This is a genomic window from uncultured Neptuniibacter sp. (assembly GCF_947498015.1).
GTDB lineage: Bacteria > Pseudomonadota > Gammaproteobacteria > Pseudomonadales > Balneatricaceae > Neptuniibacter.
Map to the genome: position 1 here is coordinate 92,013 of NZ_CANMIR010000012.1, position 24,319 is coordinate 116,331.

At 49.1% G+C, this 24,319-nt stretch carries 22 protein-coding genes; 10 read left to right on the plus strand and 12 right to left on the minus strand.

What is annotated here, in order from left to right; translation table 11 throughout:
• Positions 1–43: 43 nt before the first annotated feature.
• Genes Q0882_RS14070 through Q0882_RS14085 form a run of 4 tightly spaced genes read right to left on the minus strand, consistent with a single transcriptional unit; the run spans position 44 to position 6,356 of the window.
• On the minus strand, positions 44–1,309 hold the full coding sequence (locus Q0882_RS14070; RefSeq protein WP_299182937.1) for a DUF1329 domain-containing protein: 1,266 nt from the start codon (positions 1,307–1,309) through the stop codon (positions 44–46).
• A gap of 21 nt (positions 1,310–1,330) precedes the next feature.
• Entirely contained in the window at positions 1,331–2,884 is a 1,554-nt protein-coding gene (locus tag Q0882_RS14075; RefSeq protein ID WP_299182938.1) for a DUF1302 family protein, read from the minus strand.
• The gene (locus Q0882_RS14080; RefSeq protein WP_299182939.1) at positions 2,877–5,249 is read right to left on the minus strand and encodes an efflux RND transporter permease subunit; all 2,373 of its coding nucleotides are present in this window, start codon (positions 5,247–5,249) and stop codon (positions 2,877–2,879) included. Before Q0882_RS14080 ends, Q0882_RS14075 begins: the two co-directional genes overlap by 8 nt.
• A 48-nt stretch (positions 5,250–5,297) precedes the next feature.
• On the minus strand, positions 5,298–6,356 hold the full coding sequence (locus Q0882_RS14085) for a YCF48-related protein (RefSeq protein ID WP_299182967.1): 1,059 nt from the start codon (positions 6,354–6,356) through the stop codon (positions 5,298–5,300).
• A gap of 360 nt (positions 6,357–6,716) precedes the next feature.
• Here Q0882_RS14085 and Q0882_RS14090 point away from each other — a divergent pair, with 360 nt between their 5' ends.
• Positions 6,717–7,994: an amidase gene (locus Q0882_RS14090; RefSeq protein ID WP_299182940.1), complete on the plus strand. Its 1,278-nt coding sequence runs from the start codon at positions 6,717–6,719 to the stop codon at positions 7,992–7,994.
• A 40-nt stretch (positions 7,995–8,034) separates the two neighbouring features.
• Positions 8,035–9,360, plus strand: a complete 1,326-nt coding sequence (locus Q0882_RS14095) for an acetylornithine deacetylase (RefSeq protein ID WP_299182941.1) — start codon at positions 8,035–8,037, stop codon at positions 9,358–9,360.
• Positions 9,361–9,426: 66 nt separating this feature from the next.
• Here Q0882_RS14095 and Q0882_RS14100 read toward each other — a convergent pair whose 3' ends face one another.
• Positions 9,427–10,338, minus strand: coding sequence for a permease (locus tag Q0882_RS14100; protein WP_299182942.1), 912 nt, complete (start codon positions 10,336–10,338; stop codon positions 9,427–9,429).
• Between the two features lie 108 nt (positions 10,339–10,446).
• Here Q0882_RS14100 and Q0882_RS14105 point away from each other — a divergent pair, with 108 nt between their 5' ends.
• A complete protein-coding gene (locus Q0882_RS14105) occupies positions 10,447–10,740 on the plus strand; it encodes a helix-turn-helix transcriptional regulator (RefSeq protein ID WP_299182944.1) in 294 nt (97 codons plus the stop codon).
• A gap of 40 nt (positions 10,741–10,780) precedes the next feature.
• Here Q0882_RS14105 and Q0882_RS14110 read toward each other — a convergent pair whose 3' ends face one another.
• The 7 genes from Q0882_RS14110 to Q0882_RS14135 form a co-directional block, all read right to left on the minus strand.
• Positions 10,781–11,191 carry a hypothetical protein gene (locus Q0882_RS14110; protein ID WP_299182945.1) on the minus strand — a complete coding sequence of 137 codons (411 nt, stop codon included), beginning with the start codon at positions 11,189–11,191 and terminating at the stop codon, positions 10,781–10,783.
• A gap of 80 nt (positions 11,192–11,271) precedes the next feature.
• The gene (locus Q0882_RS14115) at positions 11,272–11,565 is read right to left on the minus strand and encodes a DUF1330 domain-containing protein (protein ID WP_299182947.1); all 294 of its coding nucleotides are present in this window, start codon (positions 11,563–11,565) and stop codon (positions 11,272–11,274) included.
• 62 nt (positions 11,566–11,627) lie between these two features.
• Positions 11,628–12,227 carry a trans-aconitate 2-methyltransferase gene (locus Q0882_RS14120; protein ID WP_299182949.1) on the minus strand — a complete coding sequence of 200 codons (600 nt, stop codon included), beginning with the start codon at positions 12,225–12,227 and terminating at the stop codon, positions 11,628–11,630.
• A 98-nt stretch (positions 12,228–12,325) separates the two neighbouring features.
• The gene (locus tag Q0882_RS16765; protein ID WP_366915934.1) at positions 12,326–12,757 is read right to left on the minus strand and encodes a GFA family protein; all 432 of its coding nucleotides are present in this window, start codon (positions 12,755–12,757) and stop codon (positions 12,326–12,328) included.
• Between the two features lie 181 nt (positions 12,758–12,938).
• Entirely contained in the window at positions 12,939–13,358 is a 420-nt protein-coding gene (locus Q0882_RS14125) for a cytochrome b562 (protein WP_299182951.1), read from the minus strand.
• A gap of 163 nt (positions 13,359–13,521) precedes the next feature.
• Positions 13,522–15,252 (minus strand): sigma-54-dependent Fis family transcriptional regulator, encoded by a 1,731-nt coding sequence (locus tag Q0882_RS14130; protein WP_299182952.1) that lies wholly within the window; start codon positions 15,250–15,252, stop codon positions 13,522–13,524.
• A gap of 235 nt (positions 15,253–15,487) precedes the next feature.
• The gene (locus Q0882_RS14135) at positions 15,488–15,721 is read right to left on the minus strand and encodes a hypothetical protein (RefSeq protein WP_299182953.1); all 234 of its coding nucleotides are present in this window, start codon (positions 15,719–15,721) and stop codon (positions 15,488–15,490) included.
• Positions 15,722–15,770: 49 nt separating this feature from the next.
• Here Q0882_RS14135 and Q0882_RS14140 point away from each other — a divergent pair, with 49 nt between their 5' ends.
• The 7 genes from Q0882_RS14140 to Q0882_RS14170 all read left to right on the plus strand — a co-directional run.
• Entirely contained in the window at positions 15,771–16,649 is an 879-nt protein-coding gene (locus Q0882_RS14140; protein WP_299182954.1) for an FAD binding domain-containing protein, read from the plus strand.
• 10 nt (positions 16,650–16,659) lie between these two features.
• Positions 16,660–17,184 (plus strand): (2Fe-2S)-binding protein, encoded by a 525-nt coding sequence (locus Q0882_RS14145; protein ID WP_299182956.1) that lies wholly within the window; start codon positions 16,660–16,662, stop codon positions 17,182–17,184.
• Positions 17,181–19,541: a molybdopterin cofactor-binding domain-containing protein gene (locus Q0882_RS14150; protein ID WP_299182958.1), complete on the plus strand. Its 2,361-nt coding sequence runs from the start codon at positions 17,181–17,183 to the stop codon at positions 19,539–19,541. Before Q0882_RS14145 ends, Q0882_RS14150 begins: the two co-directional genes overlap by 4 nt.
• A gap of 58 nt (positions 19,542–19,599) precedes the next feature.
• Positions 19,600–20,604: an XdhC family protein gene (locus Q0882_RS14155; protein WP_299182960.1), complete on the plus strand. Its 1,005-nt coding sequence runs from the start codon at positions 19,600–19,602 to the stop codon at positions 20,602–20,604.
• On the plus strand, positions 20,601–21,194 hold the full coding sequence (locus tag Q0882_RS14160; protein WP_299182962.1) for a nucleotidyltransferase family protein: 594 nt from the start codon (positions 20,601–20,603) through the stop codon (positions 21,192–21,194). The genes Q0882_RS14155 and Q0882_RS14160 overlap by 4 nt, the downstream gene beginning before the upstream one ends.
• 72 nt (positions 21,195–21,266) lie before the next feature.
• Complete coding sequence (locus Q0882_RS14165; protein WP_299182964.1) at positions 21,267–22,268, plus strand: YCF48-related protein; 1,002 nt, start codon at positions 21,267–21,269, stop codon at positions 22,266–22,268.
• 12 nt (positions 22,269–22,280) lie between these two features.
• On the plus strand, positions 22,281–24,319 hold a 2,039-nt coding region (locus Q0882_RS14170; protein WP_299182965.1), incomplete at its 3' end, for an MMPL family transporter.

A 24,319-nucleotide genomic window follows, 5' to 3' on the forward strand; every position in this document is an offset into this window, starting at 1 on the left:
GTGGCCATCCCTGGCCTTATTGAAGGGTCTTACTCTACTTTGCTTAGCGTGCGCCCTTGCGCAGCGCAGCAAGGTTCACATCATCCATCTCCAGACCTGGGGGATTGGTGCTCCAGGATTCGGTATCCGGGAAGAAAACAGTGGCGTGATTACGTTTAAAGTCGATTGTTACGCCGGCTGTGGTACGGATATCACGGAAACCATCATCACCGGTACCTGGATAAGAGTGGAACTGGAACATCTTCCAGAACTCCCCTTTCTTATCGTAGGCTTCACCCAGATGTACGCGTGGATATTGGGTATCTACATAGATGATTTTTTTGCTATAGGGATGCTCTTCTGGCGTGGTTGCTTCGATCACGTAAACTTCACGTGGCTCGTAGTTATCCTTGCTGAAGTTCCAGTAAGGAGGGTTTTTCAGATCCAGAACAGGATATTCCTCTTCCTGAGTTTTCGCGCCAACCTTCCACGCACTGTTCTTTCCATGGGCAGCAACCAGTACATGACGCTTACCTATCAGCTTGTAACCCTCATACCAGGATGGGTTAGCATTGAAGATCTCGATATCATCCTGCAGCTGGTCGGTACCACCAATTGGGTCCATCCAGGCACCACCCGAGAGTCGGCGGGTACGACGTACGGCACGAATATATGCCCAGACATCTTCCACCTTATCGCTATCATGGCGAATGGTATAAGTCCCCAGCCCTTTGATATCGCGAGGAGCCGTTGCAAAGAACAATGTACGACTCAGCTCACCACCATCACCCTCAGTCTGCTCTCCAGTCATTCGACCTTTCATCGTATAGCGAACAAACTTCCAGTTCTGCGAACGTTCGATACCCGAGTCACCGTCGATCATCACATAGGAGACATTAGGTACATTCATCACGTCACCACGTGGGTTACCGTAGTACCAGTTCCAAACGATCTTTTCTGCCGCCTTTGGATCGTTCTCATCGATATTCGGGAATGGCATTCCACCCTGCCACCCTTCAACCTGACGGGTCTGCTCATTTAGCTTGGCCACACCGATATTGGAGTTAGAGCGCTCAATCCATTTCGCATCCATCTCAATCTTCTGAGAGTGGACCAATGGCAGCTGCAATCCATTTTCACGGATTCGCCACTCAATCTTTTCAGTCAAAAGGTCCTTGATCTTATGACCCTCAAACGTATCTTCGTAGAGCGAATCGATATTCGCTGCAGAGATCACTGTTCCCGCTTTTATCTCTGCTAAAGCGGTGCCTGCATTCAAGATAAATGCAGATGCAACCAGCCCATTCAGCACAGTTTTTCTCATATTCATAACATCACCCAATTATTGTTCTTAGAATTGATAAGTTACGGTCGCTGCTAGCTGGTCATTACCTTCGAACCAACCAAACAGTGAAGCATCAGATTGTGAAACGTCGCCGCCGTTTTCCATGTTGCCATCAGCCCAGAACAGGTCCGCTTCAATTTTGAAACGCCAGTGATTGCCTGGTGCGTAGGTCACACTTGGCACAGCAAAACCACCGCCATAGGTCAGGTCAAAACCGGTCACCAGTTCAGGTGTCAGGCGACCATTCATGTAGCTGGTACCCAAAATGAAAGTCAGTAACGTGGAGTGCTCTTTACGATTCTCTGGCTGTCCCACCAGCAACTTCATGCCCTCTTCATGGTCGAGTAACCATGTGTTAAACAGCTGAGTAGAGAAGAACGCAGGCTTTTCAGTCCCTAACAGGTCCTGAGTAAATGCCAGGTTTTTATCAATACGGAACATCGTACGAAGTACATCACTCTCCTGAATGCCACAGAATCCATGCGGAAGTGCAACAAACGGACTACAGAGTGCACCTGGGTTACCAGGCACTGAACTGACGTTAAACGGGGCGTCTTTGATATAGGCAAACTCAGTCGACCAGACAAAATCACCCGCTTCTGAGTAACCATTCAGGGTGAAGCCCAGAACATCAATCATCGGGAAGATCACTTCACCAATCGTGGTCGCCGGGTCACTGGTGTACACCCCTTTATAGGCGGAACCGCCAAACGCTGGGTTAGCGTTCATAACCGGATCAGGGTTGTGTGTGTGCAAGTAGGCCAGTGAGTATCCGTAATCTCCCCACTGTCCATTCCAGCGAACACCGTAGGTTGCATCATCCGCATCCCCTTCCGGGTGATCATATGCGTATGGATCCGCAGCTGGGAAGAATACCGTTTTCCATGGTGTGTTAGCCCAACGGCCACCTTCAATATCGTAGCTGTTACCGATCTGGCGGTCGTTATCCCAACCCGGGCGATAGAGCAGCTGTAACTGTCCATCCGCTTCTGGAATGTCGATCAGCGCATTAGCCATAATCAGCGGCTTGCGCAGATCTTCATTGGCTGGCTCAAGGAAAGAGCGCCAGGTGTAGTCAAACCCGTGCACCATATCCAGTGCCTGGAAGAAATCAGTCTCGCCCCACGCAACCTGCTGCTTACCCAGAGACAGCAGAACCCGGTCACCCACCGGAATCTCCAGATACGCTTCACGGATCTCAGATTTCTCATAATACTCACGCGCACTTTCTGAACCGAAAGCACCAGCAGCATCTAATCGATCTAGATAGTCAGTACCTGTTTCCCAGCTCTTACGTGCCACCCCTTTAAACAGGATGTCTTTCGGTAGATCCGCACTCCACTCCAACTGCAGAGTGGTGCGATTCATTGATAAATCACCCTCGCCATCAATTTCCCCAGCAGGCCCAATCGGGTCTTCCAGATTCATCGACATCTGGTGACGGATAAAACCGTCGATCTGTACCGGACCTAAATCAACTGCACCTACCTGCGGGGCCATGGAACCCGCAGCAATGGCAAGCGCGATTGATAATGAACTGTAATTTTTCTTATTAGCCATTTATCACCTCAGCGGTCTTTTGAGAAACAGGCACACTTGTTTTAGCGTCCCCATAGATGAATGCGGGTTTGAAGATGTAAACCAGTGCAGGCATCACGAACAGAGCAGTAAAGGCAGATACGGTCAACCACAAGGCAACCAGCATCCCCATCTCAGCCTGGAACTTAAGCGAGCTTTGATACACCAACAGGACTGACACGATAAGAACAAACGCGGTAATCACTACCCCCTTCCCAGCACTGTGTAGTGCTTTCTCAATCGCTCCCCGTTCATCGAGACCGCTCTGCAACTCCTGCTTGATGCGATCGACAATGTACAGGGCGTAGTCCACCCCCAATCCGATGCCCAAAGCGGCCACCGGTACCGTGTTAATGTTCATCCCGATCCCCATATAGGACATAAAGCTGAACGTAACGGTATTTGACAGAACCACCGGCACCATAAAGAACATCCCTGCCATGGATGAGCGGTACACGACGGTACATAGAACAACCAGAATCAATAAGGCGAGCGCAATAGACTGCAACTGCCCCGAAAGAATCACCTCATTTACCGCAGCGATGACACCGATCAATCCCCCAGCCAGTTGATACTCTCCGACCTCCAATGGGTTCTCTGCTATAAACTCTTTGATACGAGCAACCGCAGTACGGATGGTTTCACCCTGACGGTCACGGAAGAACAGCGTGACAGACGCATTCCCGCGATCGATATCAACATAACGATCCATGTCACCCGGCTCAGCACCGGCTTCAAACATATAGAGCAGCTCACCATTAATATCTTGCGAACTTCCCAGCTCCTCATAGCGAGGGTTACCTTCACGCAGTGTACGGTTCACGGAGGGTAAAACATCACTGATCGATAGCGTGCCACCTACTTCAGGCTGAACCTCCATAAAGCGCTGGAACTGCTGCAAGCTCTGTAGAATTTCAGGCGTTTTGGCCAGATCTGGCTTATCATCACCTACGACGATAAACATCCGGTCTGCTCCCTGGAATTTACTGTTTATTGCGGCTGAGTCCTGATTGTATTGCGACTCCGGCCAGAGAATTGGCGAGCCTGGGTTCGCATCTCCCACCTTTAAGCCCAATGCGAAGTATCCACACACCAAGAACACAAACAGTGTCCAACCCGCCATGAAATAACGAACTCTACTGACGGAGACAAAATGGCAGAGATCCAACAGACGATGGATCAACCAACTCACATTAATTGGATGTGCATAACCACGAGGATGCTTCACCCAGGAGAGGAGTACAGGTGTCAGGACGATGGAACTGATCGCTACAGTAGAGACCCAGACAACCGCCAACAGTGCCAGTTTTTGCAATAGAGGGATCGGACTCAAAGCGACCACCGCCACACAACAAGCATCGGTTGCAATACCCAAAATTCCGGGGCGAATCAGTTCAGATAGCGTCGAATGTGCAGCAAATCCAACCGACTCTTTCCCCGATTCAATCTTCTCAACCTCTTCATTAAACCGAGTGATAATCTGAACAGAATGCGACACCGCACGCGCGGTAATCAGCATGGCGATTACGATCACCAATGGATCAAAATGGATGCCGATAAGGTTTGAAATACCCAGCGCCCAGATCGCACTGACAAAGCCAGAAATGATCGGAAGAATGGTCCCGCGCCAGGTTCGGTTTATCACAAACAGCATGAGCAGCAAGATCAAACCGGCCATCAATACAAGATTCAGCGTCTCAGGCAGATAGTAATTGACCCAGCCATACAGCATCGGATCACCGACAACCCGCACTTTAACGCCCGGCACATCGATAGAATTAACCAGTGTGGAGATCTCACTGAACGCCGTCTCGTAATCTAGCAGACGGTCAATGAAATCAACCGTAATCAACGTAGAGGTCAGGTCGGAAGAGACATAAGGGCCATACACCAGCGAGTTACGTAGGACCTTTTCACGCAACTCATCCAGATCAGCCTGGGTTTCTGGCAGGTCCGGCCACATCAGCGGCTTGGTCTCGATGCCCGATGTTGAGGCTTTAACCTCTTTCAGTTTCTTCGACGCAAGAGAAACGATCTGAAACGGATTAACCGCAGAGACCTTCTGCAGCTCTTTAGTAATCTGATCCACCGCGCCGAGCACGTTTGGCTGGAAGATATCCCCCTCTTCCGACTCCACCATAATCGTCACCAGGTTGGAGCCACCAAAGGTATCTTTAAATTGATTATGGGTTTTAACGTATTCATGATCGCTCGGTAAGAGATCCTGAAATACGGTTTTAACTTCAATAGTAAAAGCGGAATAACTGAGGGCCAATGTAATCAGCATGATTACACTCACCACCTGTATACGAAAACGAATCAGCCAGCTGGCAATATTTCTGCTCATTTAGCGATACCTTGTGTTTATTTTTATTATTCTGTTTGGCTAAGCGCGCTAACGCCCTTGAAAGACAGACCACTGATGATCAACAGACCATTTGCCGAGGTTTTTCCCCGCAAGAACAACACCGTCTTTCACCTTTGCAATCGAGGTATGCCAAGCGAGATCTTTCGGTGCCAGACGACCTGATTGCCATGCGAGCGCAGTGGGTTCAGCTTCCAGCCATAGACCCTTAGTGCCAACGCCTAACCAGCGCTGCATCTCTTCATGCCAGATTACAGAGAAGATATGTTCGGTCGTCACATCCTTCCAGCCGCCGTCATTAGCCAGACCGGGGCTCGCTTCAACCTTTGGAAATTCCAATGCGTTACCCACACGAGTCCAGGTAAAGCCACCGTCGGTGGTTTTCAGGAGAACACCTTCCAGCCCCGCAGCCACTCCTTCAGAATCAGATTTGAAATCAACCGCCATCAGACTGGATTCAACCGGTGCAGTAATCGACTGCCAATCGACACCACGATTATCAGAAATGAGAATGCTGCCAAACTCACCCACAGCGACCAGGCCACCATCGTTGCGTTTGGTAATCTCATTCAAAATAAAGTCTTCTGGCTCTCGGGCATATTCCCAGTTTGCGCCGAAGTCATGACTGACCAGAATGGTTCCAAATGCGCCAACCGCCCATGCTTCACCCTGCGCATAAGCTTTTACATCCAGAAGTTTATTGACTACATCATTGGTAGGGACTGTTGATTCTTGCCAGGTTAAACCGCCATCTTTTGTGAAGAGCGCGATACCACCATTACCCACAACAACGGCGGTCTGTTTGTCCCACACAGCTATATCCTGCAAGTGAACTGATGTGGGGACATCCTGCACCACCCAGTGGCGACCCAGATCCTCACTTCGAACAATTTTTCCATCTGCACCTACCGCCCACAGCATCGAACCAACAGATTCCATGCCATAGAAACGATCCCGACCTTCAATCGCGGTGGGGATCACAGTACTACCAACAGGTTTTGGTTTTACGAAGAGACCAACATAGAGGAGACACGCAATAACTAGCCACGGGGTAACCCCGATACCTATACGCATCAGTTGATTCAGCATACTCACTACTTTCACCTTTTTTGTTCTTGTAATTAGGTCAAGCTTAAAAACGATCCAATCCTTAACATGAAATGTTAAATTGAATTTCAATCGAATTTCTATTTAGTATCGCTTCAGCCAATCCAATGTCAACCCTTTAATTAATAATTATGAGCGAGTAAACGTCGCTTTTTTTGCTAACAAAACCAGCACAGACACTACAAAACCTTAATAACCTACTGTTTTAATTGTTTATTTTTAGTAACTGTTCGAACCTGAGGATCTAACTAAAGTTGAACAAGGATTGATTATTATTTGACTTGTTCATAATTATTAATTAATAAAGATAGAACAAATATAAAAAATCAATAGACTTTCAATATGAAAAATATGAAGAACACCCTATCCGTTGCACAAGCCACTCTCGCAATGGCCAGTGGCGAAATAACATCGGAAGCGCTGGTACAAGATTGCCTGGATCAGATCAATCAACGTAACGATGAGATACAGGCATGGACGGTGGTGGATGAGAATCTGGCGCTGGAGCAGGCCAGAGCTTGTGATATATCAGCACGACGCTTATCCCCTCTTCACGGGATACCAGTAGGGATCAAAGATCTGATCGATACTGCAGATCTGCCTACGGGCTACGGTTCTGAGATCTATAACGGACATCAACCCGAGCAGGATTCTGCGATTGTCACCGAGTTAAAAAAACGCGGGGCCATCATCCTGGGTAAAACCGTGACAACTGAGTTCGCCTACTACGCTCCCGGTCCGACTCGTAACCCGCTCAATACAGCACACACCCCAGGTGGATCTTCCAGTGGATCAGCTGCAGCTGTCGCAGACTGTCAGGTGCCGTTTGCATTAGGTACACAAACTGTTGGTTCAATGATCCGCCCCGGGAGCTTTAATGGTATTGTGGCTCTTAAGCCTACCTATGGCACCCTTCCCTATGCAGGAACCAAATCACTTTCACCTTCACTGGATACCCTAGGCACGTTCTCTCGCACCATCGGTGATCAACGTATTCTTCTAACTGCACTAGCCCCCCACCTGCAGATCAGTAACAGTCCCACAGCCCCAAAAATCGCACTCTGTAAAACACCTTTCTGGTCACACGCAAGTGCTGATATGCAGCAGGCGTTTGATAACTACAGTGAGAAGATCATCGAAGCGGGTTTCACCGCCACACATTATGAACTGAGCCCTGCCTTTGCAGACCTTGCAGATGCTCAGTTCGATATCATGGCTCATGAAGCTGCTGACTGTCTGAGGCTAGAGGCTACCGAGCATAGATCACAGATGAGTGAGCATATTCTGGACCTGATGGCCCGAGGCAGTTCAGTTACTCCAGCGCGTAATGCACAGTGTCGTAACCTGCTGGCTCGCTGCCACTATCAACTGACTCAAATTTTCAAACAGTTTGATTTCATCATCACGCCCGCAACAGTTGGAGAAGCACCTGATGGAATCCACGCAACCGGTGATCCGGTTTTTAACCGCATCTGGACATTCTTAGGCGTACCCTGCATCACATTCCCCATCGCCAAAGGCCAGCAGGGGCTTCCCATGGGAATTCAAGTTATCGCGCCATTGTGGTCAGACCACGCCCTGATCGATTTTGCAGACAAACTCAACGATCAAACCAATTAATACTTCCGCTGCAAAACACAATAATAAAAAGGAACACCATATGAATGAACAACACAGATTAACGGGTGATCGCGCACAGTGGTTTAAAAAAGCCTGCGCAAATATTCAGAAAGAACGTCTGCGTCAACTCAATCTTGACCTGGTGAATATTCACAGCCCTACAGGTGCTGAACGTGAAGCCAGTGAATTTATGGCTGAGCATTTGAAACAGATCGGCCTGAAATCACGTTACCAGGAGGTTAATGAGCTTAGCGGAAACGCAATCGGTGAGTTAAAAGGTAGTGGCGAAGGTCCAACAATGATGCTCTACGCACCGATCGATACCCATCTTGAGGGATCCGATGCGGACCTTCCAATGGTCGGCGACGAGCTACGTGATGACATGAAACCCGAAGGGATTCTGCGAGATGATCTGGTACTCGGCCTTGGTGCATCCAACCCCAAAGCGATGGTTGCAACGCTGACCGAAGCGGTGAACGCAGTGATCGATGCGGGGATTCCCCTTAAAGGCAATCTGGTTCTCGCTTTTGCCGGAGGCGGTATGCCTTCGGTCGTTCCGGAAAGGAATAACTATGGTATGTCGACCGGCGTCAGTTTCATGCTAACCCACGGCGTCACCGCTGACTTCGGAATCATATTCAAGCCATGGTATGAGGTTTATCATGAACACCCCGGTATGTGCTGGTTCAAGGTTAGGGTGAAAGGTGATCTGGGGTATTCAGGCATTCCACGTGGCACACCAGGGTTTCGTAGCTCAATTGTTCCCGCAGCTACACTGATTCAGGAACTCGAAGAGTGGCTCCCACAATTTACCAAAAACAACACCACCGAACAGATCGCACCTGAAGGCTGGATTGCAGGTATCGAATCGGGCTGGCCTAACCGCCCAGCCTTCCCATCCGCTTCAACCGATCTTTATATTGATATGCGCTGTAACCCCTATCAAACCACAGCTGATGTAAAACATCAGTTTGATAGGGCTATGGAGGAGATTCTATCCCGCCATCCAGAGATTGAAGCCGAATGGGAGATGTATGGCTCATGCCCGGGTTCATCAACACCAAAAGAGCATTGGATCGTACAATCCGCATTAGCCGCATGGGAGAATCAGGAGGGGAAACCCTATCCGGGTGCAGCGATGTTAAGCGGCCAAACGGATGCCGCCATCATTAATAAATTGGGGATTCCATTGGTCCGTGTAGGCTACCCATGGATCGGTGATGCAGCCGTTCCTGAGGAGTTCAGTAGCGGCTTAGGCGGTATGGGTGTGAGTAACATTGAAGATCTGATTAAACCCTGTGAAAACATCATCTACTCAATTATCGACAGCATGACCCGCACACGTGAAGAGGTCAATCTGGACTGATCTGCATCGTAACGATCAATAACCAAGAAGCAGCCTTACGGCTGCTTTTTATTTGGCTAAGTAGCATCAAAAAATAACCGAGTAAAGGTAACCTGCGCTTATCGCCATGGTGATAATGACTGCCAAAAAAGCCATAATCATACGATTATGAAAAATCGATTTGAGCAACACCACTTCGGTTATACTCGCCCCGGCACTACCAATAATCAGAGCCATCACCGCACCTAGCCCCATCCCTTTTGCAGCCAACGCTGCGCTCAAAGGGATTACCGCTTCCGCACGAATATAGAGAGGAATGCCGATCACTGCGGCGACGGGCACTGCAAAGGGGTTACCATCATGGGCTATACCCGCGACAAACTCTGTGGGCATGAAACCGTAAATGATTGAGCCTAACGTAATCCCACCCATTAGGTAGGGAAATACTTTCTTAAAATCACTCCAAGTTGAATCCCAGATTCTACGCCAACAGCTCAACTCAACATTTACCCCACTACACTCGCTTTTACACTGCATAGAGACCGGTTCGAGATACGCTTCCTCTTTAATATATCTTTCAAAACCTAGTCGCTCCAAGATATAACCCGCCATTATCGATACTCCCATCGCAACAACGAAATAGAAAACTGTGACCTGGATCCCAAATGTAACCGCGAATAAGCCAATTATAATGGGGTTCAAAAGCGGACTGGCAAACAGAAACACCATCATAGTGCCGAACCCAGCATTCGCCCTTAACAAGCCCTTCAAAAAAGGTATTGTAGAGCAGGAACAGAAAGGGGTAATTGCCCCAAGAAATCCTGCAACCAAATAACCTCTCCCCATCTTTTTACTCAAGATTTGTTGCATTTTTTGTGGTGAAACGTAGTGCTGCAATACTCCCACAAGATAACTGATCAGCAAAAAAAGCGCGGTTAACTCCGCTGCCAAAAAGAGAAACATATCTAATGTCTCTTTAATCGCTTCCAATTCAAGCATAAAACCCTCTAAACCATATTTCTAGATTTATCGAATTATATTGAGAAGATTAGCTTAGTCAACTTATTTCTAGTATTATCGAAATAATTAGTCGTCTAGGGATAATCGATGGAGATTGAAATCGCGGCCAAAGCGCTCAAAGAGCTGGGCCATCCAACTCGTCTTCGGATTTTTAAACGGGTTGTAAAAGCGGGATTGCAGGGAATTTCAGTTGGCAACATCCAGGATAGCCTGAATATCCCGGGATCAACACTGTCGCATCATCTCTCCAGCCTGGCATCAGCTGGTTTGATCTCACAGCGTCGAGAAGGACGTACACTCTATTGTGTGGCTGAATATTCACAGCTAAAAGGAGTTATCGATTTTCTCCAGGATGAGTGCTGCGCAGATGAACACAATTGACTGCGATACTGATGCAAGAGTATTCGGAAGAACTGATCCTTTAAAGATCCACTTCGATAAACCACTTAGGCTTCATCGCTTCAAAATCGGTTCGAATATTAGAGGGTAGATAACTCGCTGAATCAAAAACGACCTGTTTTCCATCAACGCGTTTGAACACCACCCAGTGCCAGTAATCCTTACCATCTTCCTGATGATGTTTTATCGATAGAAGAGCCAGATCTGGTAAAGCAGACCAGGTTTCAAAAGGGATCTCTTTATCTGAGGTTTGAACATCCGAGGCAGAAAGTAACTGCCTCACATACTGTGTATCCGACCACAACGATTGATCGGTCGCATAGATACCCATGGCATTGGCGACGGCTCGCATCTCTGCATAGGTTTTACCTAATATATTGGCCACCGATGCGATTCCACATCCTGTAGCCTCTTCCTGAATGACAACTTTCAAATTAGAAACCCTTTATCATCACAGTGAAAATGATGGCCGAGCACTCCGGCTTTTACACCTTAAATAATGGTGAGGAAAGCCTAACTATCCGCTTCATAACTGATCAAATCCATATCTGCAGCCTGTTCACGGATGGGGATCAAAGCTTGGTAGGCCTCAGAACTAAACCAATGATTCAAAGCTTCAAGAGTCGGAAACCGGATCACTACAGTATCAGAATGGTGATGTTCACCACCTAATACTTCACACTGCTTTCCACGGAAAACAAGCTCTCCTTCCCAGGCAGCTAAAGTTGCTGGTACTTTACTTCGATATTCAGCCCACTTTTCTTGATCCAGAACCGTTATATGCCCAACTACATATGCTGGCTTCATAATTCCTACTCCTGTCTAAATCATTACCTACAAATTCGATGTTCATTGATCGATGCATCATCCTAGACTTTTTCTACAATTAGATAAGCATGCAGTTCAGGGTATTGATCATACTCAAGGTGCCTGCATACACAGCCCAGGTTCGATACCAGTTTAAGAAAACCAGTGGTACCCAACGTTGAGTAGTAAACTTCAGGGCCCATTGAGTTATCTCTATGCTCATCTTTCTCATGCGTACCACCGAAAGAGAAGATCAGAACACCGCCTGTGTTTAACCAGGAGACTAGTTTTGAGATAACCCTCTCCTGCTGATCGAGTGGGATATGCCAGATACTGTCCCAGGCAGTTATGAAATCATACTTTTTATCACTCACCCATTCACAAATATCCTGCTGGTGGATAGTGACATCCGGATCTCTTTTTCTGGCTAGGTGAACCATCTTCTCTGAAACATCAATCCCTTCAGGGATGAATCCTGCTCTGCGCAACAGCTCAATAAACCGCCCGGTAGATCCGCATCCCACATCCAATGCGTTTACTTTGTTTTTAACAAACGCTAAGGCCCTTTGATGCTGCTCGACACCGTTTAGTCTATTAAAATCCTTACGCTCCCATAAATGGGTGATCGCATCATAAGCCTTGCCTATTTTATCTGGATTCATGAAAGCAGCCCTAACTTCATAAAGATGTATCAACTCACAGCCAATCTTAAAGTGGCTTAAAGAGAATATCTTGTGGCGCTGAAAAAGAATCGTCCGCTTTATTCGGAATCTGTATCGACCAGCAATTTAACCAGTGATTTAATTGAGGGTTTGGTTTCATAAGAATTAACCCCAGACACAACATTACTCCATCTGGCTTTTTCACAAGAGTAAAGATTCGCAACAGTCACTACATTTGCACTATCGAGAGTCCCAACAGGGATCCAATAGTAGGGATACCCTCTGAATTTGTTGGGCACTGAAGAGCCGCAAGACCTGCAAAAATGAGATGTAAAACCTGAATCTTTTTCCCAGACACCTATGTTCCCTTCCCCTGAGAGCCAGACAAACACCTCATCTCGCACCACCGATCCACAACTGGATGCTGTCCCGGTTTGTTTTCTACACTGCTCACAGTGGCACTGGTACATATTAATATGATCGAGTTTCAGCTCATATCGAACGTCACCGCATAAACAGGAACCATTCATCACTATTCGTTTCACTCCATGTGATTAATAATTGTATAAACCCAATTGCCATAGCATAGACAGACCCAAATACCATTTAACACTGTTGTGACAAGCGGCTTGATCGTCATTGAAACCTCGCTTCAGTGTATTCAACGACGACTGGGAAAAGCGTCAGGGTAGTGAGACCTACCCATATCTCTTACTTAAAAATACTGAGTAATAGCTCCCAGGTGCCCGGCTTCGCTTTTTTATGATATTCCTTACGCAACTGATCAATGCTGCTAAGCTGTTGCTTGAGATCGGCCAGATTATCGGCTGTAGCAAGCGGAATCTCATCAACTAAACGCTCTACCTTGTTTAAACCTTCTAATGAAATGACCTTTCGCTCAGGTGAAAAATCGTAGCCTTTTGCACTATCAAGATGTGTTTTGAAAGCGGTCATATGCTGATTGAAACTTTCAGCTGAACGGCTATCCATCGCTTCCTTATACTGCAATTTCATCTGTTTCATCGTTTGCTTCAAACTCAGGGGCTCACCGGCACTAACATAACTTCCAGTAATGAATAATGCGCTAACGAGCAAGGTACTGATGGTTGCTTTTACAACTGAGTGTTTCATATATAGATCGGCCTACATTGTAATCAGGGAATTATTCCAGGCAGTAATATATCAAATCCACCGTAGAGTGAGGATGCGTATTGCCTCTCTTATGTCGATACACACCTTAAGACAAAAAAGCGGATCAATTATGATCCGCTTCTTCAAACTGCCATTCAGGGGATTAATCCTCTGAGGCTCCATCTCCATGGGTGCCACCACGTTTTAAACGATAGGCCAGCGCAGGTCGGGAGAGACCGAGTAATCGGGCCGCCCGTGCTACATTACCGTTAGCTTTACACATCGCTTTATTGATCAGAGCTGACTCAACCGCTTCCATTCCGATGCCAGAATCAACCAGATCACTCGCCCAGTCTTCATTACTGATGCTATTGGCCACTTTACGCTGCTGCTCACGGTTTCTCTCTCTGGCAGCCGCCGAAGGAGGAACATCGGAGCTGGCAAATAGATGGGGTACACCGATCAGACCATTGTTATCCGCCAGAATCACCCCACGCTCAATCATATTCTCCAATTCACGGACATTGCCCGGCCACTGGTGGTAGTTCAGCATCAGCATCGCTTTATCCGATATACCTTTCAGACGTTTACCGTACTGTGCACTGTACTTTTTAAGGAAATGATCGGCTAAAAGCGGGATATCTTCGACACGTTCTCGCAGCGGCGGTATTGTGACCGGATAGATATTCAGTCGGTAGTAGAGATCAGCACGAAAACGCCCCTCTGCGACAGCGGTTTCCAGATCCTCATTCGTCGCAGCGACCAACCGGGTATCAACTTTACGAACCTCTCCACCCCCTACCCGAACCACTTCCGATTCCTGTAGTACACGCAGTAATGAAGCTTGCGCCTGAAGAGATAGCTCGCCTACTTCATCTAAAAAGAGGGTGCCGCCATCTGCCCGCTCAAAATGCCCTGGGCGTGACTTGCTCGCGCCAGTGTAGGCCTCCGCTTCCACCCCAAACAGCTCCGATTCAATCAGGCTTGCTGGAATAGCAGCACAATTGATCGCGACAAAGGTTTTATCAGCGCGATCACTGCACTGATGAAGACCGCGGGCGAACACCTCTTTACCAACACCGGTTTCACCTAATATAAGCACGGTTACCTGACTTTCAGCGGCTTTCTCCATCATCGTCCAGGCATGCTTAAAACGTTCAGAGCTACCGATAGTTCCACAGGAGATAGCAGAATCCTGTTCCGACTCTATCTTCTGCTTTAAACCAACGATGCAATCCTGCAGATTCTGCATCTCTTCCTGAATATTAAGAGGCTTAAAATAACGTTGATCATTCTGATAGCCCTCCCACTCTTCAGCAGGCTTACCCACTACGACGCAACGGTGATCATCGTGAGTTGCTCTACACTCGACTTCCCGGTAGATAATCTCCCGCCCCATAAAGTGGGAACTATATCCACTGGCAAAACCAACCAGATGCCAGCAGACCGGATCATCACTGTGACCAAACTCTTTGATAAAAGAATCAGATTCGTAGCTGCTGAGAATTTCGAACTCACCATGAAACTTTCCGGAATCGATATCCATATCCAGCTCTAACAGTTTAACGGCCGCCATGCCCGTAATCATCGTTAGCTGAGGTCCGATCACAAAGGCTTCGGAATCCGGTTTGGTAGGGTGCATCTTTCGCGCCAGGTCAGCCATTTTGTAGCCACCCAGATACCCGATACGGGTCAAAACTGCGCGGGCTCCCTCCATTCCCAGAGTTTCAACCATCACTTTGCGCATGTCACTGAAGAATGTTGCATCCAGAAGCAACATCTGACTTTCATCTAACCATATATGCCCGGTCTCCCGGTCAAAATGAATCCTTTCAATCAGATTACTGTAGTCAGGCCACGGCTTATTATTTTTCAATGCCGGTGAGATAGACATAGTAACTATCGCCTCACAAATTATTTTTATTGTTCTTATCTGGTCTCATAGCAGCATTTAACATCATCTCTGCAAAAACAACCGCTGAAAGACCCTGAAAACCTGCCAACTTAGATCACCCATCTATACACATTTAACAGGCCAATTAACCCCACACTAGTATGGAAATTAATAATTATCAATTGATTTTTTAAGGGTAATTAAATGATCACTTTTTCAAACAAAGTATAAGTGATCATTTAATCACTATATCCTCAAAAGCAAACCCAATAAACTCGTAACCAATTGTTTTAAAAGAACTAATAAAAACTGGCATTTTGCTTGCCATCTCTCTTCTCATACGTGAATCGGTAATTACCGTTGTTCCAGGCCTTAAATCAGGTTTGATCAAAGAGTAAAAACGCTTCGTTTTTTTAGATGAAAACCAAGCAGATATCACGTTTTGACTGATAACTGATTGTGCTTTCAATCGAAGCAGTTACCTAAAAATAAACACAATAAGAAAGGTAGGTTGTTTTATGAGTAGTCGTATTTTGCCGAACTTCGATCTGCTAGTGCCCAACAGCACTTCAGAAGCGGTAAATCTACTATCCCACTACAAGGATCGTGCCGCTTTAATCGCAGGTGGTACCGACCTGGTTGTTGCGATGAAGATGAATCATCACCCTGAGATTCTCATCTCAATATCTGAGATTGATGGATTAGATTACATCGACTTTAATCCTGACAGCGGGTTGCATCTGGGTGCGAAAGCAACTGTTGCCAATCTTTTGGAGCATCCTGCGGTTAAAGAACATTACCCTGCCCTCTGGCAGGCGGCCGATGTATTTGCCACGCCACAGATTCGTACTGCGGCAACAGTTATGGGCAATGTACTGCGCGGCTCCCCTGCAGGTGACTGTAGCTGCGCTCTGCTGGCACTGGGTGCCCGCATCCTATTACAAAGTGCCGAAGGTACCCGTGAAGTAGCCATTGAAGATTTTTGGACCGGTTACAACCAGAATGCGCGCCGCGATGATGAGGTTGCCATCGAGATGATTATTGATGCGCCCCATTCCGGTACAGGATCAGCCTTCAGACGGATGACCCGAGTCAATGAAGATCTGGCCAAGCTCAACGGTTCAGTCCGTCTGGAGATGGATGGCAAGATTTGCACCTCTGCACGGATTGCCATGGGTTGTGTAGGCCCAACAACACTGCGCCTGCCTAAAACCGAAAAGCTTCTCTGTAATGAAGAGATCACTCCAGAACTCCTGGCTCATGTGATCGACACAGTACCTACCGAGATCTCCCCTATCGATGATAAACGCTCCACTGCTGAATACCGTCTGATGGTATCGGGTGTCGTAATTAAGCGTTTGATTGAACAGGCTGCAACTGCAGCAGCAGAGAAGTGAGGGAGCAATCATGAAAGAGAGAATGATAGAACTGACCGTAAACGGCATTAACCTGAACATCTCTGTGCCGGTACACCAAACCCTTCTGGATACGCTGCGTGAACAGCTGGGCTTCACCGATACCAAATATGGCTGCGGCACTGGCGAATGCGGTGCCTGTACTGTAATTATCGATGGCGAAGATAGCCTTTGCTCCTGTATGGCACTGGCGTCCACACTGAACGGCCGCTCCATCACAACCGCAGCGGGCCTTGCCGAGCAGGGACTGAACGCGGTACAGCAGGCATTTATCGATCAGACAGCGGTGCAGTGCGGTTACTGCACCCCGGGCATGGTTGTAAAAAGTACCAGCCTGCTTCGCAAAAACCCCAATCCGACTGAGGAAGAGATCCGCAAGGAACTCGAAGGCAATATCTGTCGTTGCACCGGCTATGACAGTATCGTCAAAGCGGTACAACAGGCCGCGCAGAGCTTTCCGGAAGAGAATACCCAGTGGGATAACGCAGTTGAATTAAAGACGGGGGCACACTCATGAGCCAGTTTTCAGTCATCGGTAAGAACGTACCTAAAGTTGATGCATTCGAAAAAGTAACCGGCCAGCCTATCTATGCGGCTGACCTAAAGATGCAGGGCATGCTGTATGGCAAGATCGTTCGCTGTATGGATCATGCCCACGCCCGAGTCACACGTCTGGACTTCAGCGAAGCCTTAAAAATTCCGGGAGTGATCAAGATTCTGGGACCGGAGGATGTGACCCAGACGACATACAACACGGGCGCCTGCGACGAGATGGTGTCAGACAAAGTGGGACACCTACTGGGCGATCTGAAAGATCAGACAATCTTCACCTATCATGTTCGTCATCAGGGCGATGCTATCTGCGGCGTAATCGCTACCTCCGAGGAGATAGCCGAACGTGCCGCTGCCAAGGTGATTGTCGAGTACGAGCCCCTTCAGGTGTTCATGACTCCGAGCGAAGCCGAAAAAACCGGCACCCATCAGCTTCATCCTGATAAGCCCAACAATATGGCGTTCCAGCTACCGGATGCGATGTTCCCTGGAAACAGCTACGGCTGGGGTGATGCTGAAGAAGCGATGAAAGAAGCGGATCTGATCGTAGAAGATAACTTCTATGTGAATAAACAGAAGCAGTGCCAGATGGAACCCCACGCGTATATTGCACAAGTGGATGGACGCGGTCGCCTGCACTGCTGGAGCAGTGGTCAGATGCCTAAGATCACTCATCAGAAGATCGCACGCCTGTTTGATATGCCGATGTCGATGGTGAAGATCCACAGCACGACGATTGGTGGAGGCTTCGGTGCCCGCCTGGGTATCATTTCGGAGCCAGAGACCTGCGCCATGGCTTTGGCGGTGCCTGGTCGTCCCGTTAAAGTTCAGACCCTGCGAGAAGAGGACTGGATCATCTCCGAGAGCCGTCATGCCGGTGACTACTGGATGAAACTCGGCTTCAAAAAAGATGGTACACCTGTAGCCTGCCAAGCACGCTTTAAAGCGAATACCGGTGCCTATTTTACCCATGCGTCAGGGGTACCTTTCACCACCGGTGCCTGGTTAAGCGGCATGTACAAATTTGGTGCGCTGGGTTATCAGGGTGAGTCCTACTTCTCTAACCAGGCCCCTGCGGGTGCTTACCGCGGTTATGGTAACCCTCAAACCAACTTCGTATTAGAGCAGTTGATCGACCGCGCGCTAACCCAACTGGATATCGATCCGGTGCAATGGCGTCTTGACTGGCATAAGGGCGTTGGTGATGACGGCTGGTGTTTTGGGGTTAAATACCCCTCTTGCCAGCTTTCCGAGTGCTTGCGTCAGGGTGCAGAGGCCATAGAGTGGGATAAGAAAGTAGCCGCTAACAAACAGCAGAGTGGTGTTAAGCGCCGTGGCGTTGGGGTCTCAGTCATGAACCACACCTCCGGCGCGATGCCGATGCTTCTTGAACATACGGTTACTACCATCATGATGAATGAAGATGGCAGTGCTGTCGTTTCAACGGCTTGTTCCGATCTGGGTCAGGGTTCACACACCGTTCTACACCAGATTGCGGCGGAAGCACTCGGACTGGAGATGCATGAAGTAACCCTGAAAACCGGTGACTCCGATGCTAACGGTTTTGATATTGGATCACACGCCAGTCGTACCACTTATGTCGGTGGCAATTCAATTCTGGAAGCCAGTGATGATGTCAAGAAGCAGCTGCTAGATCGGGCCAGCCGTCATCTGGATACATCAGTTGAAAATCTTGAATTTGGCGGCAAAACGATATTCGCCAAGAACAATCCGGAAAACAGTATTACCACCGCTGAGATCTGCCGTCTGGGTGTCTATAACTATATGGATCCTGAAACAGGTGAACCTGAGGGTGCACCGGGACAGATCTTTGGCTTCTCCAGCCACTTTGCAAAACATAACTCCCCCCCATTCGGCGCCTGCTTTGTTGAAGTGGAGATCGATACTGAGACAGGTGAGATTGAGTTACTGGAGCTGGTTCACACCCACGATATCGGCCGCACACTACACCCTGCAATGGCTGAGGGTCAGATGGTAGGCGGTGCACAACAGGGTATCGGCATGGCATTGACCGAAGAGATCTATTACGACGATCAGGGTTTAGCGCTCAACAGCAGCTTCACCGACTACAAAATGTATGGCTCATCTGATATGCCCAAGATGAAGGTCATTCTGGTTGAAGATCCTGACCCGCATGGACCTTATGGTGCCAAAAGTGTTGGTGAAGCCGGACTGACCAGCCCGGTAGGCGCCATTGCCAATGCGGTCTATAACGCTCTGGGCATCCAGTTCAAAGAAGCACCTATCACTCCAGAGAAAGTGCTTAAAGCGATCAAAGAAAACGGCCTTAATTTCGCCTGAGTCAATAGCGGGTGCTTCTCAGGAAGCACCCCTGACTCTATGCCGTTAGGAGATCGATATGAACCATAATGCAGAACAAACTGTTCCATTTCAGCTGACTGAAACCTCTCAGCCCTACCCGGTGCTGGAGGCGATTATTACTGATGTTAGAGGATCCGCGCCCACCCAGGTCGGTGACTCAATGCTTCTACTCAGTAATGGCCGGTGGACAGGATCCGTTGGCGGAGGCAATCTGGAATGGAAGTTGATGCAAGCGGGCCAGATGGCCTGGTGGCGGTTACAAAACACACAAAAACTCCCCCCTGCCTCAGCAATGAAGATTGATCATGGACTGGGATGCCATACAGACCAGTGCTGTGGGGGGCGTGTAGAAGCGCATCTACTAATGCTGCCAAAACATTTTAGTGCATTGATGAATGACCATGCGGACCGGATATACACGGTTGATGCAGATGAGCGCCTACAACTATCCGGTGGCTATACGGCAAGCCAGCAAGCCTTGGGCGACACTCAGGGATGGACACCAAAACTGATACAAAAATCCGAACGTCGCTTGTCAGATCAGCATAATAATTCACTGTTACGAAAAGCGAAGCATGCACCACAGCTGTGGGTGTTCGGTGCAGGACATATTGCACGCGCGCTTGCACCACTCGCCAGTGCTCTTAATTTTCGTGTCTCAGTTTTTGATGGCCGTCCTCAATGGGCAGATCCCGAAGCGTTCCCCAATGAGATCAACGTACGTCCGAGTTCGCTGCCTGAATCTGTAGACCAACCAGACAGTGACACCACCGTATTGATCATGACTCACAGTCATAAACTGGATTATCAGTTGCTTGAGCTTATGAGCGATTGGGATCTGGGATATCTGGGTGTCATCGGTAGCAAGACCAAAGCGGTCCGTTTCCGTCACCGCCTGGATAATCAGGGGATTGATGACAGCCATATTCACATGCCGATTGGATTGCCTGATATGGGTAAAGAGCCGATGGCAGTGGCGGTGAGTTGTGTGGCTGAGCTGTTACAAATTCGCGAACGCAGTAAGAACGGGGCGATCCAATGAGTACCGCGATCATTCTCGCAGGCGGTCGCTCCAGCCGCAGTGGACGTATCCATAAAGGGCTACGCCAGTTAAACGCTACAGACCGAAGTTACAGCTGGCTCGAGCATCAGGTAGAGCAACTCCGTAACGCTGGATACAGCCGTATTATTATCGCGACCGGTTATCGCTCACGCAGATTGATCGCAAAGGTTGGATCGCTAAAGCAGATGCACAATCCGACACCAGAACAAGGCCCTTTCAGTACGCTTAAAGCCGCTTTACGGGGTTTCCAGAGCGGCCATACGTTGTTGGTACCGATCGACACCCCCGTTCCAAAACCGGGTGTCATGCACAAGCTACGCTGTGCGCTTCATGGCAAGCTGGCAGCTAAACCCTGCCATCAAGGCAGAGGGGCACACCCCCTATTACTCAGTCAGGATCTGGTCAGAAAGATCAGATCAACTGATATCGGCAGGACCGATGCTCGACTCGATAAACAGTTACATCAACTTGAATACACAGAGATTGGAACGGTAGAAGTGACTGCTACAGAGATACATCGCAACCTGAATACAGAATTAGAGTGGAGAAAGTACAAAAGGCTGATATAACAGCGCACACTAAACATATAACATATTAACTATCGATTGAAATTAGTAGTTATTCGATAAGAGACGTTGACGATGGCATCAATAAAAACAAACAAGCTCATCGCACTCGCGGTTAAGCCAGGCCTCCTTATTTCTATGCTGGGTGTGGCGCTAACCGGTTGCGAAGCCCCTCTTAATTTAGAGGGCATAGAAGAAGAAAAAACCAAGTCTGTAAGACGGACTGATCAGTTTCAGGCGGTCGCCGCAAACGGACACGCGCTGGTTGCTGTCGGTAATGACGGGCTCATCCTGAGATCCCCTGCTGATAGCCTTAAATGGCAGCGTCAGTCCATCGATATTCAATCCAGTTTCGTTGATATCGCCGCCTGCCCTGACCAGCGCTTTGTGGCGCTGAGTATGGATAAACAGGTCTGGCAGAGCGTGGATAACGGAGCCAGCTGGCAGGCTTCTGAGCTGCCTACCCCGGAAGATCTGCTGGATCTCACCTGTGCACCGGATAACAGTGTCTGGGTGGTGGGGAGCTTCTCTACCGTACTGCACTCCAAAGACCAGGGCAAAACCTGGCAGGAAAATACCCTCAATGAGGATGCGATGCTGACCGGAATTCAGTTTCTGGATGCTTCCACCGCGATTATGACCGGCGAGTTTGGGGTCGTCAGCCGCAGTAATGATGGTGGCCAGAGCTGGAACCCTCCGAGCTATATCCCGAACGATTTCTATACCCAGACCGCTTTCTTTACCGATGCCAATACCGGTTGGGTGGGTGGCCTCAGTGGCCAGATCCTCTACACCGATGATGGCGGTGAGAACTGGACCAAACAACCCACGCCTACCGAGTCGCCGATCTACGGTTTCTATCAGAGCGGAACCCGCCTGTTTGCCTTTGGTGATCACAGCACCGTACTGGAGTACACCGGTAGCGACTGGGCCCGGGTGAACTCACAGGGGCGTCCGGTCTATCTGCGTGATGCGATTCAGCTCAGTAACGGCGAGCTGCTGTTTGCCGGCGGGGCCGGCTCCCTGTTCACTCTGGACATTCAGTCCGGTGATACGACTCAACTATCTAAAAAATAAGAGGCCTTCGTCATGGATAAAAAGTCCGCACAGGCCCACAAGGCCACCCATTTTTTACATAACCTGGATGAGGCCGTGTTTGCCCGTCCTAAACTGATTCTGAGCCTGATTCTGCTGGTCACGCTGTTCTTCGCCTATCAGATCCCCAGCGTGAAGATGTACTCCGACTTTGCAGATCTACTGCCACAGGAGCACACCTACATAGAACTGCACAATGAGATCAAGGAGTCCTTCGGGGGCGCTAATGTGATCATTGTCGGGGTTGAGGTGGAGTCCGGCGATATCTTCACCAATGAAGCACTGGCGAAGATCCACCGTATTACGCTGGCAGTGGACAGTCTGCCGGGGATCAACCATAACCTAGTGGCCAGTGTCACTCACCGTAACTCCCGTAAGGTCTGGATGACCCCGGAGGGGAACGTCAACTCAGAGGCGTACTACGATCCTCAGGGTGGCGAGATGAACCCCGAAGCGCTGACCGAGCTCCGCAGCGATGTGGTTGCCGATCCCCGTGTCTATGGTCCACTGGTGTCACCGGACATGAAGATGGCGCTGGTGAAAGCGCAGCTGAACGAAGGTCAGCTCGATTATGTGAAGACCTTTAATGAGATTCAGAAGATGCGGGCAGATGAGTCTGTCGCAGGGATTAAGATCCATGTCACCGGTCAGCCGATGTTGGTGGGCTGGGCCTATCAGTATCTGGATCAGATCATTGAGATCTTCCTGTTCACCGCACTGATCATGGTGTCCCTGCTGATCTTCTACTTCCGCAAAGCCTACGGGGTCCTGATTCCGCTGGCGGCGGTGATCGTCTCCTCGATCTGGGGGATCGGTATCATCTCCCTGTTTGGTTATAATCTGGATCCACTCGGATTGGTGATCCCCTTCCTGATCTCAGCCCGCGCGATGTCTCACGGGATTCAGATTGTGGAGCGCTACTATCAGGAGCTAAACCTGCACGCGGATCATCATCTGGCGGCACGCAGTACCTTTGAGAACCTGTTCCGCCCCGGTAGCTTAGGCGTGGTCTCCGATGCGATCGGTCTGCTGTTGATCGCGATCGGCTCGATCCCGCTGAACACGAAACTGGCGCATTATGCGTCCCTATGGGCCCTGTGCATCATCGTCACGGTGTTGCTGGCGGTGCCGCTGCTGCTGTCGATTCTGCCAAAACCAAACAATACCGAGATCAAACACAATATCTTCCGTAATGTCGGTTTTGCCTGCGCCAAGATCATCAGTGATGAGCGCGCGGCGCGTAACGCGCTGATGCTGGCAGCGGTCCTGCTGTGCAGTGGCTGGTACTTCTCCTCCAAGGTGGTGATCGGTGAGTCTGAACCGGGTTCTCCAATCCTCTATCAGGATCATGATTACAACCTCTCCTCGAAAGCGGTCAATGACAGTTTCCCGGGCTCTGAAGAGTTGTACATCGTGGCGGAGACCTCTGAGAAAGGCGGGATTAAACGCCCTGAGGTTCTGAAAGCACTGAGTGATCTGCAGACGCATATGATGCTGGATCCGGAAGTGGGTGGCTCGAAAGGGATTCCTGACCTGGTGAAACAGGTGAACCGTCTTTTACATAACGACGATCCACGCTGGACGCAGATCCCGAATGATCAGATGTATGTGGGGGGACTGATGTTCACCTACATGATGTCGAGCCCGATCCCGGGTGCGCTGAATGAGTTTGTGGATACCGATGAGCGGATTGCGAACCTGGTGTTCTACTACAAAGACCATCAGGGCGAGACGATCCGTCGTGCGATCCACACCGCAAAACAGTGGATCGAAGCGAACGACGGCAAAGTGGAAGGTCTAAAGATCCGTCTGGCCGGTGGCACCATCGGTGTGACCGCGGCGATGAATGAAGCGGCGTATGAGACCAATCTCTGGGTGCTACCGCTGGTATTCATCCTGATCTTTGTCATGGTGATGTTCTTCTATCAGTCCCTGGCGGCCGGCACCATGATGTTTATGGCGATGCTGTTCGCGACCACCCTGACCTATGCCTACATGGGTGTGACCCATATGGGGATCAACATCAACACCGT